Source organism: Vibrio mediterranei (assembly GCF_900088415.1).
Lineage (GTDB): Bacteria > Pseudomonadota > Gammaproteobacteria > Enterobacterales > Vibrionaceae > Vibrio > Vibrio mediterranei.
Genome location: NZ_FLLQ01000003.1, coordinates 516,714 through 533,514, shown reverse-complemented (window position 1 = coordinate 533,514; position 16,801 = coordinate 516,714). Strand labels below are relative to the sequence as shown.

General features: G+C 44.9%; 18 protein-coding genes. 4 read left to right on the top strand and 14 right to left on the bottom strand.

The annotated features are described in order from the left end of the window. Positions 1 to 37 precede the first annotated feature (37 nt). The 8 genes from rnd to VME0621_RS12265 form a co-directional block, all read right to left on the bottom strand. Positions 38 to 1,156 carry a ribonuclease D gene (rnd, locus tag VME0621_RS12300; RefSeq protein WP_062463129.1) on the bottom strand — a complete coding sequence of 373 codons (1,119 nt, stop codon included), beginning with the start codon at positions 1,154 to 1,156 and terminating at the stop codon, positions 38 to 40. Between the two features lie 74 nt (positions 1,157 to 1,230). Continuing rightward, positions 1,231 to 2,931: a long-chain-fatty-acid--CoA ligase FadD gene (fadD, locus tag VME0621_RS12295; protein ID WP_062463126.1), complete on the bottom strand. Its 1,701-nt coding sequence runs from the start codon at positions 2,929 to 2,931 to the stop codon at positions 1,231 to 1,233. 168 nt (positions 2,932 to 3,099) lie between these two features. Then, the gene (locus VME0621_RS12290; RefSeq protein WP_062463123.1) at positions 3,100 to 3,966 is read right to left on the bottom strand and encodes an alpha/beta fold hydrolase; all 867 of its coding nucleotides are present in this window, start codon (positions 3,964 to 3,966) and stop codon (positions 3,100 to 3,102) included. A gap of 2 nt (positions 3,967 to 3,968) precedes the next feature. Further along, on the bottom strand, positions 3,969 to 4,517 hold the full coding sequence (locus tag VME0621_RS12285) for a Slp family lipoprotein (RefSeq protein WP_006074290.1): 549 nt from the start codon (positions 4,515 to 4,517) through the stop codon (positions 3,969 to 3,971). A 34-nt stretch (positions 4,518 to 4,551) separates the two neighbouring features. Further along, entirely contained in the window at positions 4,552 to 4,869 is a 318-nt protein-coding gene (locus VME0621_RS12280; RefSeq protein WP_062463120.1) for a hypothetical protein, read from the bottom strand. Between the two features lie 45 nt (positions 4,870 to 4,914). Next, positions 4,915 to 5,616: a tRNA (adenosine(37)-N6)-threonylcarbamoyltransferase complex dimerization subunit type 1 TsaB gene (gene tsaB, locus VME0621_RS12275; RefSeq protein WP_062463117.1), complete on the bottom strand. Its 702-nt coding sequence runs from the start codon at positions 5,614 to 5,616 to the stop codon at positions 4,915 to 4,917. Further along, complete coding sequence (gene yoaA, locus VME0621_RS12270) at positions 5,617 to 7,575, bottom strand: DNA repair helicase YoaA (protein WP_062463114.1); 1,959 nt, start codon at positions 7,573 to 7,575, stop codon at positions 5,617 to 5,619. Positions 7,576 to 7,721: 146 nt separating this feature from the next. Further along, positions 7,722 to 7,919, bottom strand: a complete 198-nt coding sequence (locus VME0621_RS12265) for a hypothetical protein (protein WP_031494254.1) — start codon at positions 7,917 to 7,919, stop codon at positions 7,722 to 7,724. Between the two features lie 270 nt (positions 7,920 to 8,189). On the opposite strand from VME0621_RS12265, the gene purU reads away from it, so the two are divergent. Further along, positions 8,190 to 9,023 carry a formyltetrahydrofolate deformylase gene (gene purU, locus VME0621_RS12260; RefSeq protein WP_006074285.1) on the top strand — a complete coding sequence of 278 codons (834 nt, stop codon included), beginning with the start codon at positions 8,190 to 8,192 and terminating at the stop codon, positions 9,021 to 9,023. Between the two features lie 109 nt (positions 9,024 to 9,132). Here the strand turns inward: purU and VME0621_RS12255 are convergent, their stop codons facing one another. The 3 genes from VME0621_RS12255 to VME0621_RS27000 all read right to left on the bottom strand — a co-directional run bounded on the left by VME0621_RS12255 (position 9,133) and on the right by VME0621_RS27000 (position 10,843). Beyond that, entirely contained in the window at positions 9,133 to 9,942 is an 810-nt protein-coding gene (locus tag VME0621_RS12255; protein ID WP_062463111.1) for a hypothetical protein, read from the bottom strand. A 163-nt stretch (positions 9,943 to 10,105) separates the two neighbouring features. Then, complete coding sequence (locus tag VME0621_RS12250) at positions 10,106 to 10,708, bottom strand: VOC family protein (protein ID WP_062463108.1); 603 nt, start codon at positions 10,706 to 10,708, stop codon at positions 10,106 to 10,108. Positions 10,709 to 10,711: 3 nt separating this feature from the next. Then, positions 10,712 to 10,843 (bottom strand): hypothetical protein, encoded by a 132-nt coding sequence (locus tag VME0621_RS27000; protein ID WP_256200724.1) that lies wholly within the window; start codon positions 10,841 to 10,843, stop codon positions 10,712 to 10,714. A gap of 42 nt (positions 10,844 to 10,885) precedes the next feature. Between VME0621_RS27000 and argS the strand changes: the two genes are divergently transcribed. From argS to VME0621_RS12235, 3 genes are all read left to right on the top strand, one after another. Then, positions 10,886 to 12,619 (top strand): arginine--tRNA ligase, encoded by a 1,734-nt coding sequence (argS, locus tag VME0621_RS12245; protein WP_006074282.1) that lies wholly within the window; start codon positions 10,886 to 10,888, stop codon positions 12,617 to 12,619. A 110-nt stretch (positions 12,620 to 12,729) separates the two neighbouring features. Beyond that, positions 12,730 to 13,158, top strand: coding sequence for an HIT family protein (locus VME0621_RS12240; protein WP_038225377.1), 429 nt, complete (start codon positions 12,730 to 12,732; stop codon positions 13,156 to 13,158). A 169-nt stretch (positions 13,159 to 13,327) separates the two neighbouring features. After that, on the top strand, positions 13,328 to 13,831 hold the full coding sequence (locus VME0621_RS12235) for a YqhA family protein (RefSeq protein WP_038225378.1): 504 nt from the start codon (positions 13,328 to 13,330) through the stop codon (positions 13,829 to 13,831). A gap of 49 nt (positions 13,832 to 13,880) precedes the next feature. On the opposite strand, the gene VME0621_RS12230 is transcribed toward VME0621_RS12235, so the two are convergent. Genes VME0621_RS12230 through VME0621_RS12220 form a run of 3 tightly spaced genes read right to left on the bottom strand, consistent with a single transcriptional unit; the run spans position 13,881 to position 16,605 of the window. Then, positions 13,881 to 14,111, bottom strand: coding sequence for a FeoC-like transcriptional regulator (locus VME0621_RS12230; RefSeq protein ID WP_038225379.1), 231 nt, complete (start codon positions 14,109 to 14,111; stop codon positions 13,881 to 13,883). Further along, the gene (gene feoB / locus VME0621_RS12225) at positions 14,108 to 16,378 is read right to left on the bottom strand and encodes a Fe(2+) transporter permease subunit FeoB (protein ID WP_062463106.1); all 2,271 of its coding nucleotides are present in this window, start codon (positions 16,376 to 16,378) and stop codon (positions 14,108 to 14,110) included. Before feoB ends, VME0621_RS12230 begins: the two co-directional genes overlap by 4 nt. Next, positions 16,378 to 16,605, bottom strand: coding sequence for a FeoA family protein (locus VME0621_RS12220; RefSeq protein WP_006074277.1), 228 nt, complete (start codon positions 16,603 to 16,605; stop codon positions 16,378 to 16,380). Before VME0621_RS12220 ends, feoB begins: the two co-directional genes overlap by 1 nt. Positions 16,606 to 16,801: the final 196 nt, after the last annotated feature.

Sequence of the window (16,801 nt, the reverse complement as noted above, 5' to 3'; positions counted from 1 at the left end):
CAAATAGAAAAATGGCCCGCAACTGCGAGCCATTTTTTTAATCCATAACTTTATCTAAGTTTTGACCGAACAACTCCAGTCGCCACCCTTGCATCACATCTGGCAACCTTGCCGGATCTCGGTCGTACTTCCATATCCATGAAAGGTACTGATTAAGTTGCTTTTTAGATGCTAAAAACTCAGTCGCTAAGCCACTATGCTGCGCCGCTTTTTTCACTTCATCTTTGAGTTTCTTAAAGACCTGTTTGTAACCCGGAAAATCCATTAGGCGCTCGATTTTATCTGGGTACTCTTCTTCTGGCGTTTGTTGAGCGCGTTTGACAATAGCAGCAATGCGCTCACCATGACGACGAATAGCACGTGGATCCAAGCCCTCTTCTTCCATCTGCTTAGGCTTCTTAAGCGCAAAGCGCGCAATGCTCCACAGCTCTTGCTCTTTGATGACGAAGTTTAGTGCAAGGTCACGCTTGAGTGCTTCATTCATTCGCCACGTGGCTAAAGGTTTGAGAATGGCCAATTGCTTGCGCTTCAATTGCCAGGCACCTTTAATGTCGAGATAAGCACTGTCTGGATTTGGCGTTTTACCACGTTTTTGCATTAACAAGTCAGATTCTTGCTGTGCGGCATCCCACCAATCCTTTGCTTCCACTTGAGAAAACAGTTTGAAATACAGAGGCCATAGGTAATAAACATCAGCCGCTGCATAATCCAGTTGCTTATCTGTCAGTGGACGCGCAACCCAATCAGCTCGGGATTCACTCTTATCGAGCTCTACACCAAGGTATTCGTCAACCAATGCAGCAAACCCCGTCGATAGTCCGTGACCTAAGAAGGCTGCCATGATTTGCGTATCGACCATTGGGAATGGCATGCATCCGAAACTGTTGACGAACACTTCCAAATCTTCTCCGCAGGCATGGAGGACTTTGAGTACCGAGGCATCTTTAAGCAGTTCAATAAAAGGGGTGAAATCACTAATAGTCAACGGATCGATAAGTGATAGCTGCTCACCATCGTATAGCTGGATGAGACCCAGTTTAGGGTAGAAGGTACGGATACGTACAAACTCGGTATCCAACATGACTACATCGGATTCACGAGCCTTGTTACATACCGACTCTAGTTCGGCCAACTCGGTTACTATTTGATATTCCACTCAGTCTCTCTTAAAAAAACAATGCCAGCTTTGAGGGCTGGCATTCTAGCATTGATTGTAATTAAAGGTTAACGTTAAACCGTTTTTTCTGAGGTTTTGGTCAACTTGGCGTCGTTCTCTTCACGAAGTACACGGCGCAAAATCTTACCCACATTAGTCTTTGGCAAGTCCTCTCTAAACTCCACGCGCTTAGGAATCTTATAGCCTGTTAAGTGCTTACGACAGTGTTCAATGATCTCTTCTTTAGTTAATGAAGAGTCTTTCTTAACTACAAACACTTTCACAATCTCACCGGATGCTTCGTTGGCCTCACCGATTGCCGCCACTTCAAGCACCTTATCATTCAATGCAATCACATCTTCGATCTCGTTTGGATAAACGTTAAAGCCAGAGACCAAAATCATGTCTTTCTTACGGTCAACGATATGCAAGAAGCCGTCTTCATCGAACTGAACGATATCTCCAGTCGATAACCAACCCTCTTGGTTGATAACTTCTTTCGTTGCTTCTGCACGCTGCCAGTAACCTTGCATCACTTGTGGACCACGAACTTGCAACTCACCTTTCGAGTCATCCGTCACAGGGTTACCATCTTCATCAACAATGCGCACTTCCGTTGATGGCACTGGCAGACCAATCGAGCCGTTGTATTGCTCTAAATCGTGCGGATAAGCAGCAACAAGAGGAGAACACTCAGTTAGGCCATAGCCTTCAAGTAGCAAACAACCAGTGGTCTTTTTCCATTGCTCTGCAACGGCGCGCTGAACGGCCATACCACCACCAACAGACAACCTTAAACCACGGAAATCCAACTCATGGAAGTCTTCGTTATTGATCAGGGCATTAAATAGCGTATTAACACCAGTAATTGCGGTAAACGGATACTTTTGGAGCTCTTTAACAAACCCTGGAATATCACGTGGGTTGGTGATCAACAGGTTTTGACCACCCATTTCAATGAACAGTAAACAGTTAACCGTCAACGCAAAAACGTGATACAGCGGCAGCGCTGTCACCACCAGCTCGCGACCTTCATTCAAGACCGGCGCATACATGCCCTTAGCTTGCATCACATTGGCAATCATATTGCGATGAGTCAAAATCGCGCCTTTTGCTACGCCTGTCGTACCACCGGTGTACTGTAAGAACGCAATGTCATCGCCCGTCATAAACGGCTTCACGTATTGCAAGCGGCGGCCTTTATGCAGCGCTTTTCGGAATGAAATTGCACCTGGCAAATCATACTTAGGCACCATACCTTTGACGTATTTCACGACAAAGTCGACCACCGTCCCTTTTGCTCTTGGCAACATTTGACCAAGACTGGTTAGTACCACGTGTTTGATTGGCGTGTTCTCGACCACTTGCTCAAGCGTGCTAGCAAAGTTGGAGACGATAATTATAGCTTTAGCATCAGCGTCGTTTAACTGGTGCTCTAGCTCACGCGGTGTATACAGTGGGTTAACGTTGACGGCTATTAAGCCAGCACGTAAGACACCAAACAAGGCAACCGGATATTGCAGCAAGTTAGGCATCATGATCGCGACACGATCACCCTTTTTCAGCTTTAACTCATTTTGTAAGTAAGCTGCAAAAGCGCGGCTGCGCTCTTCCAACTTACGAAATGTCATCACCGACCCCATATTAACGAAGGCTGGTTGGTCAGCGAATTTGTGTACTGACTGTTCAAACATTTCTACTAAAGAAGGATACTGGTCCGGATTAATCTGTTCCGGCACATCACTTGGGTATCGCGAAAGCCAAGGTTTATCCACAATTATACTCCTTGCGTGTAAGGTCACTCTTTCGTATTCATAGACTGGCAGTTAAATCAGTGTAGAGTTTAAAAACTTGTTAACACTTAGAATCTCTATGAATGTTTTATTATTCCTGCTATTACAACACAGCAGACCAGTTTGCGCACGAAAGACTCAAACACTTGTTTAATTTTTGTTAACTAGTCCAAGTATTAGCTCAAATACCTTTTTTGGCGACTCTAAATGGCAATGGTGATCGCCTTCGACCTTTTCTATCTGTGCATCGACAAGAAGAGATAAGATTTGAGGGTTCTGTAAATAGTGATAACCACGCTGCCCCAAAATCACCAAATGAGGAACAGTAATCGCAGACATAATGGCCTCAGCGTGCTCTTGCGTCATACGATAGACCGACTCACATTTAAGCTTACTGTCATGACGCCAAAACCACTGACCATCGATCAATTGCAGGTCACGTTCAACAATCGGGAGGACTGTTTCTTCCCGCAACTTTGTTGCTCGCATCCTCATTTTGATTGCATCTTGTTTGGATGGAATGGCACGTGGTGATTTTTCTCGCCAATGCTCACGACTTTCAATACCGTTTCTTAGTCGCTCTGCGCTCTGCTCTGGGGATTCAGAAAGAGGGACATGCGCTTCGATTTGAACTAATCCTGCGACTTTTTCAGGAAAGGCCGCACTATAGCAACTCGCGATTAATGCACCAAGTGAATGTCCCACTAGATATACATCAACTGCTTCAAGTTTGAGCAAAATGCGGTGAAGATCATCGATGTAGTCGTGAAAGTTGTAAAAATGGTGCGCAGACTTATGTGTTGAATGACCATGCCCTGGCAAATCAATCGCAATAACTCGCCAAGGTACCTGATGTGCAGCAGCCTGCTCGATTAAAGAGTGGAAACTGGCGGCATTATCCATCCAACCATGAATAAAAACGACCGTCTTAGCGGCCGTTAGTTTGGGGTTCAATTCAAGATAGGCCACGTACCTGTCATCTATCTTGACTGATTTTTCTTCTATTTTTACAAGCAATGCTACTTCACCTCTTTGATAACTCTTCCCTGTGTTGGTCCGTAGTAGAAGTCGTCACAGTAATAACCCCAGCAGGAATGAAAAGAACTTGGGTTACGATTTATGATCAAGCGCTCTTCTACTCGCCAAAGATACTGCCCATATACTTTGATAACAGGAAAGTCCGCTTCGAACTCACCTACTTTGCCACGCTCCACACCACCTTTGTGACCACCAACGGTAATTAAGCGACCACGTGAGTACGTTACAGGATCGACAAATCCATCAACATAAGCAATAAAACGGCCATTGGGTTCTTGGTCTAAGTCAGGCTTACCATACTTATCGATCGGAAGATTGACGATCTCAATGCGAGTTTGGCTTGGCAAGTTTTTAACCGTATCAATCACACCACCAAGGCGAACTTCAGTTCCATCCTTAGCATCAACCACCTGTTGATATTGGGAAACAACGTTTTCATTCGTTGTGGCAAGTTGCTCCGGTAAGCTCCCACACGCCGACAACATTATACTCAAACCAATCAGGCTAACGATTTTCGTCACCAAATTCATACTTCTTATCCTTAAATGAAAAATACTCTTATTATCATATAAAAATATCGACACCAAGTAACTGCTCAAGTTCCTCTCGTTTGGCTCGATTCATCACATTCATATAGGCTTCTAATGCTTTTTTGGAGCGTCCTTCCGGTAAATCATATTGGACTTGGGCACGCGCTACGTCAGCGTCTGATAAATGTTTTACCGAATGAGCAACAGCTTGAGCCACTTTAGTGACTTGTGTGGTTTGATTAGTTGCGTTAGTACTTGAGGGCGTCGACGCTTTCGACACAGCCTTATTCGTTTTGGCTTTTTGTGTCTTGCGCTGGTTGGTAAGAGAAGGAAGGCCGTTAATCGAGACCATGAGTTAATTAAGCTAGCGCGTTATTCGCACGCTAGCTTTCTCCCGTTATTCGCGGCCTGGCAGCTTTTTCCAAGCTACCGTATCGCGAAGATAAACTGGACTTGCCTCTTCCGCTGGCACAGTATTAGCGCGCTCTAGTTCGAATGTAGCAAGAAATGCGATATCTTGCGCCTGCGGATATTTGACTTCAGAAGCGATGGTATCGATAGCCAATGTGTTCATTGTGTCCGCGTAAGCTTCCCACCCCGTTCCAGCTTGCGTCCACTGCATGCCATCAGCAGACAGATTCTCCACTAAGATGCTCGGTGGGATCACTTGTTCTTGGTCAACGTCTTGCCAATCGCCATTGTCTAGCTGTTCGAAACGCCCCCAATACACCTCGTTCATGCGTGCATCGATAGCACTAGCCACACGAGTAGCACCATTCATCCGATATGAGCCTTGCGCCATTGCTTTAAGTGTTGAAATTCCAATCATTGGTAAGTCGGCACCAAACCCTAGCCCTTGAGCAATCCCGATACAAATACGCACACCCGTAAAACTGCCCGGACCACGTGCAAACGCCAAGACATCCAGTTCTGCAAGTGTCAATCCCGCCTCTTTTAGCAGCTCGTCGACCATAGGAAGTACTTTCTTCGTATGATCGCGAGGAGCAAGTTCACTGCGAGTATGAATCGTATCACCAACCAACAGAGCCACTGAGCAGTTCTCTGTTGCAGTATCGATAGCTAGAATTTTATAAGTCATTTATTTCTCAATTTTTTCTTCTTTAGCATCCGACTCTGTGTCGAGTGCTAGAAACTGTCTTATCGTTCCAAGGTCGCGTGTTCGAGGAATAGGCGGCAAGCTGGCTAAGAACGTCGCACCATACTCTCTGGTCACCAATCGATTGTCGCAAATAATCAATGCGCCACGATCTTTCTGATCTCGAATCAATCGGCCCACACCTTGTTTTAACGTAATTACGGCATCAGGCAGTTGTACCTGTTGGAACGGGTCACCACCTTGTAATTTACAATCTTCGATCCGTGCTTTGAGCAGTGGATCATCAGGGGCTGTAAACGGTAATTTGTCGATGATAACACAGCTCAGCGTATCACCTCTAACATCTATTCCTTCCCAAAATGCCCCTGTCGCCACCAGCAAAGCGTTACCCAGTTCCATAAACTCGGCGAGCGTTTTTTGTTTGCTGGTTTCCCCTTGAAGTAATACCGGTAGTGACAAGCTTTCACGAAACTTTTCACCCAACTCGCGCATCATGCTGTGTGAGGTGCACAGGAAAAAGCAGCGTCCTTGGTTTTCTTCAATGACCGGAGACAACATGTTCACTAGCTTTTGAGCTAACCCTTGGCTATTTGGTTCAGGCAAATAACGTGGTACACACAATCTAGCCTGAGTAGGATAATCAAACGGACTTGGTAGAGAAAACTGCTGCTTCGGAATCAGACCTAATCGAGAGGTAAAGTGACCAAAGTCATCGGAAACCGCTAAAGTTGCAGAGGTAAAAATCCATGCACCGCCCTTCATCTCCACTTGCTCATGGAACTTATCGGCAACGGTTAACGGGGTGATATGCAGACTAAAATGACGAGGCGACGTATCGTACCAATAGGAGTAACCGGTAATAGTGACATCGCACACTCGTTCAATACGACCTTTAATAAGATTAGCCCGCTCAAATGCGGTATCTAATAGCTGACTTCGACCTAAAGCGAGTTTAAGTACATCAATCACCAAGTTGATGGCATCCAGCAGTCGGTCTAATTCGCGTTTGATACTTGGTGAGGCAACAGCATCGCGCCAGTTTCCCCTAAAACCTGTATCGCCTAGCACAATACGCATATCCATCGCTGATTGGGAGAGTCTATCACCTGCTTTTTGCAATTGACGCATGTCTCTGGCTTCAGTGCGATAACCGATCTCAATATCTTTCGCGAGATCTTGGATCTGACGGCTTGAAATAGATTGCCCGAAATACTGACTGGCAATATCTGGTATTTGGTGTGCTTCATCAAAGATAAACACTTCCGCTTCTGGAATCAGCTCCCCAAAGCCAGTCTCCTTGATAGCAAGATCCGCCATAAATAAGTGGTGGTTTACCACCACGACATCAGAGTCCAACGCTCGCTTACGAGCCTTCAATACAAAGCAATCTTGGTAGCTTGGACACTCTTTGCCTAAGCAGTTGTCATTGGTAGACGTAATGGTGGGTATAATTGGGCTATCTTCAGCAATCGCATCACATTCACCCAAGTCTCCAGACTTGGTTTCTGAGGACCAAGATCGCACTTTGACCAACTGTGACAACAAATCCGTTTGCGTTTCTGTGGTGTGACTTTCCATCATTTGGCGGCTCAATCTATCTAAACACAAATAGTTGGAACGACCTTTTAACAACGAAACTTGCCCATGAAAACCTAACGCTTCAACCATCAAGGGTAAATCACGATGGAAAAGCTGTTCTTGTAAGTTTTTCGATCCGGTACTGATAATGGTTTTCTTACCGCTTAACAGCGCAGGGACTAAATAAGCAAAGGTTTTGCCAGTACCCGTACCCGCTTCCACCACAAGCTGGTCTTCATTATGAATAGCTTGTTCAACGGCATCGGCCATATCAAGTTGTGGTTGTCTGGGCTGAAAACCGGGGATAACCCTTCCCAATGCGCCATCAGAGGCGAACGCCTTTTTAATTGTTCGTGAAACCATTTATTGTTGAAACCACTGATTGCCGCTACCTAACATTAATCGGACTAGTGTATACCTAATCGCTTGGCAGTTGAAAATTGAATTGAGCGCTCTTGCTCGTAGAACAGAGAATAAGAGCGCTTAAACCAGGGAAGAATTTAGAGTGGCTAGTGCTTATTCAGGTAACGTGTAAGCCATCCTGGGGCGATGACATTATCCGATTGCTTTAATTGTTCTGCTGCTTGTGAAGGCGAGACTTTACTATTCCAAAGCTCATCAAGCTCATGCTGGTCAATGGCCGAATCTCCAACCAATTCTGAAACTCTTTGGTCGTAGAGTTTGCGCGCGAGTAGTTCTTTATCCATAACACTCTCCTAAAGCCAAATTGAGGATGCTCCAACAAATTGAGGCAAGCCGGAATGCCGTCGTGGCGGACTTCTTTTGTTGAAACCTTGCCCAGAATAGATTAATAATGTTGATTAGATTGCGTACTACCTCAACAAACGCACCATTTTAAATCCTCAAATTCGTAAATTTAGATTCACATCAATATGTTGTGCTCCTTCCGGACCATGAATATCGAGTTTCAGAATAACGAAGAGGTCAAAGTTTAAATTTCACGGAAGCAGTAAATCATGGAAAAGAAAACGTTATTGACGCATTGCAACGATGCGCCTGGTCTCATTTCAAAAATCACCAATATTTGTTACAAGCACCAGCTGAACATTATTCACAACAATGAATTTGTAGATAACACCAGTGGTCACTTCTTTATGCGCACTGAGTTGGAAGGTTACTTCAACGATGAAACCTTTTTAGCGGATTTAGACCAAGCACTCCCACAAGGCACAAAACGTAAGTTAGTAGATTCATCTCGTAAGCGCATCGTTATTCTGGTCACCAAAGAAGCGCACTGCTTAGGTGATATCTTGATGAAAAACTTTGATGGTAGCCTAGATGTGGAGATCGCCGCAGTCATCGGTAATTACGATATACTTCAAGGACTAACCGAGAAGTTTGATATCCCGTACCACTGCGTTTCTCATGACGGACTAAGCCGAGAGGAGCATGAAACGAAAATGTTGGAAGTGATCGACCAATATGAGGCCGATTATTTGGTGCTGGCAAAATATATGCGTGTTCTAACGCCAACATTCGTGGAACAATATCATCATAAAATCATCAACATTCACCACAGTTTCTTGCCTGCATTTATCGGCGCTAAACCATACCAGCAAGCGTATGATCGCGGCGTGAAGATTATCGGCGCGACAGCCCATTTCGTCACCAATGATCTAGATGAAGGACCAATCATCAAACAAGACGTTATCCCAGTGGATCACAACTTTAGTGCCGCAGACATGGCTCAAGCTGGACGAGATGTTGAGAAAAACGTACTTTCCAAAGCGTTAAACAAGGTCATTAATGACCATGTGTTTGTTTATGGCAATAAGACCGTCATTCTGTAGCCTTTATAACTCGCTACCATGGTTGAATCATCATTGAGCAATGGTAGCGAGTGACTTTCGCTAACTCTAAACAGATAGACGCAGGCTCGGTTTGTTCGAGTAACCAGCGTTAATTTGAGTAACGATCCTCTTTCGAATAGTCCACCTGATAGCCCAAGTCATCTAATAGACCTAATGTCACTGGTCCAATCAAAGTACCATTTGCCATCAACTCTTGACTCATGTCTGGTACTGGAACGCCGTTTTTATCGTAGCGCTTTTTGTCTTCACTCCACTTTGAGTCATATAAATGTCCACCATCGTCACTTATTGGCAGTTCGCGATAGTTTACCTGATATTGTCGATTAAACCGTTTCACCGCTTGGCTATCTTTGACTAAAAACACTTTACCCAGTTGTCCATCATGACGCGTATAGTCGGTAGAATACGCCCCCACCCCAAACACATGACCCATTTCGTGCAGAATATTGGCGTTGAATTCAACTTGATCAAATCCAGGCTCATAGGTGTGGCTGCCGATAAAGACCGACCCTTTTGTGGGAATCAGACGCCAACTGATATCAATTTCATCTTCAGGCCCCGCCATGCCATTGGCATCTTCGAGCGGTACCACATAGAAGTTAATGTCTAGTGTATGTTTGTCAGCGCCATCGACGGCGGTAAGCACTTCAAGCCATCGCTTAGCCGCGCGCTCATAAGGAGCTATGTAAGATTTGCTCCATGGTGCTTTTTTACCATCATCAAGAACTAATTGATTGCAAAAATGTAGATTGAGATCGAGGCGACCGTTAGAGACTTGTCGACTCGTGCTGGTTTCACAGGTGGGATTATCAATATCAAAACCAGCGGCGGAGGTTAGAAAGGAGGTGCTTGATAGGAGCAGCACTACCCCCCATTTATTTATCGTTGCTGTTATCACTTGCCGTTTCCTTACAGACTAGGTTTACAGCTACAAGTTTAGTCGTTGACGATAAATTGATCGGTAAGAGCCTGTCGAGGCTTTGTGAAGTTAGCCCTTATTCAGGTAATGATCTTTCACTTAATGTCATTACCCGAATAACTATAACTCACACCATTTTGCTCTAGATATCGGCTTGCTCAGAAGCAACAATGTTTTTTAGGCTATGCGGATGAAGTTTGACGCAGATGTTATCGTGCTTAAATGCCACCGTCGGGTTAGCTAAGCGCTCTCCTTCGCCTTTCGGACTGGATAGCTTCATTTTAATGTTAAGAGCATCCAACTGCTCCAAACGATGAGCCAACGCTGGAAAAATGATACATAAATCAGCTAAATATTCGTCCGCTGTTGTTGCCTTTGAAGGCACAACGAACTCAACGTGCTCCCAGTGTTCAATAGGGTGTGTCTTCCCTATTGCTGGATAAGGCAGTTCCAGACATTCAATCGACCAACCACGACTTGTTATTGCTTGGTCAAATTGCAAAACGATAATTGGACGACCGTTTATGTGCGCCTCAGAAATGACCTTGCCATATGCTAGCCACGCGGTATGAGCCGCTTTCGCCACGTCCGAATCATTGATTCGCAAAGCAATATGATCGGCTTGGTAATCTGCTAAATCTATAGATAACTTGCTGCATAATGCCTGAACTTTATCGAGAAAGGCATCAGTTTCACTCAACATTTGAGAAGGTACTAGACCTTTTTGTAGCAGGGTTTGTTCCATTTTTTAGCGCTCATTTTGTACTTCAAACGCCAGATAGTAGCAGGATTCGGCCAGAATCAGAAAAAATACAAACTTCCCCTCTAGGTCACTGGCGTTAAAGTTGCTATTATGTGCGCCAAATTGCCACAGTTTCATGAACAACATGAAATCCAATTCCAAGAATTGAAGGAAACGCGTGTGAATATCCAAGCACTGATCAACGACAAAGTATCTCAGGCTCTAGAAGCCGCTGGCGCACCTGCAGGCAGTCCTGCTGCTGTTCGCCAATCTGCGAAACCACAGTTTGGTGACTACCAAGCAAATGGCGTAATGGGCGTTGCTAAGAAATTGGGTACAAATCCACGAGAATTCGCACAGAAAGTTCTGGACGTTTTGGACCTAGATGGAATTGCAAGCAAAACTGAAATTGCTGGCCCTGGCTTTATTAACATCTTCCTAAGCGAAGAATTTCTTGCAAAGCAAGCTGACGAAGCACTGACGGATGCACGCCTAGGTGTGGCTTCTCAAGAGCAACAAACCATCGTTGCTGACTACTCTGCACCAAACGTAGCAAAAGAAATGCACGTTGGTCACCTTCGTTCAACCATCATCGGTGATGCGGTTGTTCGTACTCTAGAGTTTTTAGGTCATAACGTTATCCGTGCTAACCACATCGGTGACTGGGGTACTCAGTTCGGTATGCTTATCGCTAACCTAGAGCGCGTTCAACAAGAGTCTGGTGAAGTTTCAATGGAACTCTCGGACCTTGAAGCTTTCTATCGCGAATCTAAAAAGCTGTATGACGAAGATGCTGAATTTGCAGAGCGCGCTCGTGGCTACGTAGTGAAACTGCAAGGTGGCGATGAGTTCTGCGCTGAAATGTGGAAGAAGCTTGTTGACGTTACTATGATCCAGAACCAACGCAACTACGATCGCCTAAATGTGTCTCTAACGCGCGACGATGTGATGGGTGAGAGTATGTATAACGACATGCTACCTGGCATTGTGCAAGACCTGAAAGAAAAAGGTCTAGCCGTTGAAGATGACGGCGCACAAGTGGTATTCCTTGACGAATACAAGAATAAAGATGGCGAGCCGATGGGTGTTATCATCCAAAAACGTGATGGCGGCTTCCTATACACTACAACAGACATCGCTTGTGCAAAATATCGATACGAAAAGCTTGGTGCAGACCGCGTTCTTTACTTCATCGATTCACGTCAGCACCAACACCTACAGCAAGCTTGGACTATCGTTCGCAAGGCAGGTTATGTACCAGAATCAACCAGCCTTGAGCACCATGCATTTGGTATGATGCTAGGTAAAGATGGTCGTCCGTTCAAGACTCGCGCAGGCGGTACGGTTCGCCTTGCTGATCTTCTAGACGAAGCAGTAGAGCGCGCTACAGCGTTAATCGAGTCGAAAAACCCAGAGCTAGATGCTGAAGAGAAAGCAAATATCGCTAACACGGTAGCAATGGCAGCGGTTAAGTATGCTGACCTTTCTAAACACCGTACTACAGACTACGTGTTTGATTGGGACAACATGCTAGCGTTTGAAGGTAACACTGCTCCTTACATGCAGTACGCTTACACTCGTGTAGCATCTATCTTTGCAAAAGCTGGCGTATCAATGGACGAGCTTTCTGGTGACATTAAGATCACTGATGAGAAAGAGAAAGCGTTAGTTGCTAAACTACTGCAATTCGAGGAAGCCGTACAATCTGTTGCTCGTGAAGGTCAGCCTCACATTATGTGTAGCTATTTATTTGAGCTTGCAGGTCAATTCTCTAGCTTCTACGAAGCATGCCCAATTCTTATTGCTGAAGATGAAAGCGTTAAGCAAAGCCGACTAAAACTCGCGGCATTAACAGCTAAGACTATCCAGCAAGGTCTAGAACTGCTTGGTATCGAAACGCTAGAACGCATGTAATTACCACTACGTAAATGGTAATGAATACACAAAGGTTGACGTGAAAGCGTCAACCTTTTGTTTTATCTGACGTATACTGAGTCCCTCATTATGACAACGGAATTAACACCATGAGCTTTGAACTGCACCCTCAACTCGCCAAAGACACTACTGTCATCGGTCACTTTCCACTTTGCGTTGCCCTCCTGAGCAAGGACAGTGCGGTTCCTTGGGTAATCTTGGTTCCGAAGCGTGAAAACTTAAAAGAACTTCATCACTTACCAATGAAGGAACAGCAGCAATTTTTGCTAGAGTCTCAAGCCGTCGCTCAAGCACTCGAAGCGACTTTTCGACCTGACAAGCTCAACCTTGGCGCATTGGGAAACATGGTGCCGCAACTGCATATCCATCATATTGCTCGATTCAAAGACGACATCGCGTGGCCAGGTCCTGTATGGGGCAATACCAAAGGCGAGCAACGCAGCGATGAAGAACAAGCGGACATCATGACACGCATCGGTAATGTCCTTTCCTTAAGCAGCTTGTTTACACGCGGTTAATGTCGCCCTTTTAACAGCGACTGACCATTGGCCTACCTACCCAAGATCTCCGCTCGAATAAAGATCTTGGGTACTATTACGTATTCGTAATAATCTTTAAAAAAATCCTATTATTATCACGAATCCAATTTCTCTATAAACTTGCCCCGTTAAAATATAGGAGCAAGTCATGACCAAAAGATTATTAGTTCAATTCCGTTATGTCAGCTGGATTGCCATCATTGGCTCTATGGCTGGCTCTGTCTTATTGTTCCTAATTGGTGCCGCAAAGACTTACAATGCGTTTGGTGTGTTCTTGTTGAACGCCGAGCCACCTTCCGAGTTACTGCACCTAGACCGCGCAGATATAGCCATCAGCTACCTTATTAAATCTTTGGATACCTTCTTAGTCGCTTTAGTGCTGTTTATTTTTTCACATGGGGTGTACACCTTATTTATCAAGAATAAAACCGCCGAAGAGACAGACTCAACTTTGAGCTGGATTAAAACGCCAAACATCGGTCACTTAAAAAACAAACTGGCCGAGGTCATTATCATCATCCTCTTCGTCAAGTTTCTTGAACTGGTGTTGATCAACTTTAACCAACTTAAGTGGGAAATGCTGGTCTTGCCAGGTGCGATTGTTTTGCTAAGCGGTGGCCTCAAGTTATTAGGTCTCAATCAGCATAAATAAAAAAGCCGCCCTAATTGGGCGGCTATTTATATAATGACTCAATCACATTTTACATAGTAACGGTAACCGATAAACCATCGTTACGATTCATGGCATAACGCACACGTGTCACTTGATCGGATTTATTGGTATCAAGCATGCGTGATACTGTGCCCTTACGAATCCATACGGACAACATCGCGTCAACACCATCTTCACTGAGCGAGAACTTCTTAGCAATCTCCTGGCGACTCGCGCCAGGATGCATTTCAATGAATGATTTTAATTCTGTAAGAATCATGCCGTTTGCGCCTCTAGTGCACTCTGTTTTCGGCCTTCGCTTTGCAGTAGCTTGAACACCAGTACACACACTAACAGAATGGCAGCGATCCAAGCAGCACTGGTCATAGGATGAGCCGTGAAATGAGTAACCTGGTAGTACAGCGTTGCACTTGCGTAGGCTAGACCCATTGTCCACACCGCAATAAAGCGTGCGTATTTTTGACCAAACTCTTTAACGTAAGCACCCATTGCTGCAACACATGGTGTGTAAAGCAAGATAAAGATCAAGTAAGCAAACGCTGCATTGCCAGTGACAAAGTAGCCTTTTAGGTTACCAAAAATTGATGTATCTACGGCCTGCTCTTCAGCTACGGCAGAGGAATCAGTAAGGTCACCAACATCGACACCTAGAGGATCTGAGTAGCTAAGACCAGCTAGATTCGCCGGGATAGATTCAACCGCTTCTTGTAGGCTCCCCATCAAATCATATTCACTCTCTTCACCTTCACCCGAAGTGTAAAGGCTATTGAGAGTACCCACGACAGCTTCCTTGGCAAAAATACCAGTGATAATACCCACCGTTGCTGGCCAGTTATCTTGCTGGACACCCATAGGTGAAAAGACTGGAGTAACAACTTGAGCCGCTTTCGACAATACTGAGTTTTCACTATCTTCGTTGCCGAATGAGCCGTCTGTACCAACAGAATTTAGGAAACTCAAAATAGTCACAACTACCACAATGGTTTTACCTGCACCCAATACAAAGCGCTTTAATTTCTGCCATGTTTTGATCATTACGTTTTGGAAAGTTGGCAGCTCATAGTCCGGCATTTCCATAACTAAGCTATCACTCGAACCTGGGTAGATGGTGTGCTTAAGTACTAAACCTGTAAACACTGCCGCGACAATACCAAGGATGTACAAAGCGAATACCACATTTTGACCGCTTTCCGGGAAGAAAGCCGCTGCAAACAAGGCATACACAGGAAGGCGGGCACCACACGACATAAATGGTGCCATGGATGCGGCAAGTTTGCGCTCACGCTCTTGGTCTAGGGTACGTGTTGCCATAATAGACGGTACGTTACAGCCAAAACCTAAAACCAGTGGGACGAATGCTTTGCCCGGTAGACCGATTTTTTGCATGACTTTATCTAGCACGAACGCGGCACGAGACATGTAACCAGAGCTCTCAAGAACGGCCAAGAAAAGGTACAGAGCTGCAATCACTGGGATAAAGGTAGCTACCGTTTGGATACCGCCACCGACACCGTCAGCGATAAGCGTTACAAGCCAAACAGGTAAATGTCCATCCAGTAAATAGTGTCCACCATCTACCAGCAACGCACCGACACCAATATCAAAGAAGTCGATAAATGCGCTACCAATATTAATGGAGAACATAAACATTAGGTACATCACCACAAAGAAGAATGGCACACCCACCCACTTGTTCAGAATAAGTGCGTCTACTTTTTCAGTGAAGCTGCGACTTAGCTTACCTTCACTACGGCGAAGTTTCTTACATTGTTCGTGCAGGAATGTGTATTTGGTATCAGCAACCTGTAGATCGATATCAAGTTGAGTTTGCTTGCCAGCCAGTTCGATGTCGTCACGCTGCTCTGATGTCAATGAGTTCAACACCATCACATCTTTTTCTAATGCACGAATCGCTAGTGCTCGCGAATTAACCGTTTCTCCGGCAAAAACAGGTTCCACTTTCGCAATAGCCTGCTCCATTTCTGCACCATAATTAATGGCAAGCGCATCAAGAGTAAGACCTTGAACAACGGTTTTGTGAAGACGTTCTTTTAGGTTTCTGACTTGGTCTTTATCCGTCGCAGATAGCGTCATCACCGGACAGCCAAGCGCTTTCTCAAGTCCGGCAATATCCAATTTTACTCGTTCACGCTTTAACGCATCCATCTTGTTAAGTACAACTACCATAGGGCGACCCAGCTCACGTAGCTGGAGCGTCATATACAAGCTGCGCTCTAAACTGGTAGCATCAACAACGTTAATGATAAGATCAGCAGGATGAGTCAGGACAGCGCGAGAAGCTATCGATTCATCAATACTGTTACCATCATTGCCACTATCTAACGCGTAGATCCCCGGTAAATCTGTTAGTTGAAAGTCATCACCCGCGTGATGATATTGACCAGTTTTCTTTTCTACCGTGACACCAGCCCAGTTACCAACTTGTTGCTTAGCACCTGTAAGTCCATTGAATAAGGTCGTTTTACCGCTGTTTGGGTTACCGACTGTCAGAATGGTGTAGTTCATTACACTGACTCCACTTCTATCGCTTGCGCTATGTTATTGCGAACAGCCAAAGAGACGCCACGAACCTCAATTTGCAGAGGGTCACCCATTGGAGCTCGACGAATAACTTTAACTTCGGTATTAGGTAATAATCCCATTACCATCAGTTTTTTACGGACATCATTCGATAGTCCTGTCAGTGCAGTGATTTTTCCACTGCTTCCGATATTCAAATCAGCAAGTTTCATTAAATCCACCCAAACTATGATTGGTAATGAGAAATATTAACATTAACAATAATTTTATATTTAAAAACTAAGGTTTCGCATTGCGCTAAATCAATTTTAGCGCCAACGCAACTGCAATATTTGTCAAAATGTTTCCGTCAATTACGTCAATTTCTGAAAACAAACCCAACTTTCATGACGAGAAGATGACTAGCAA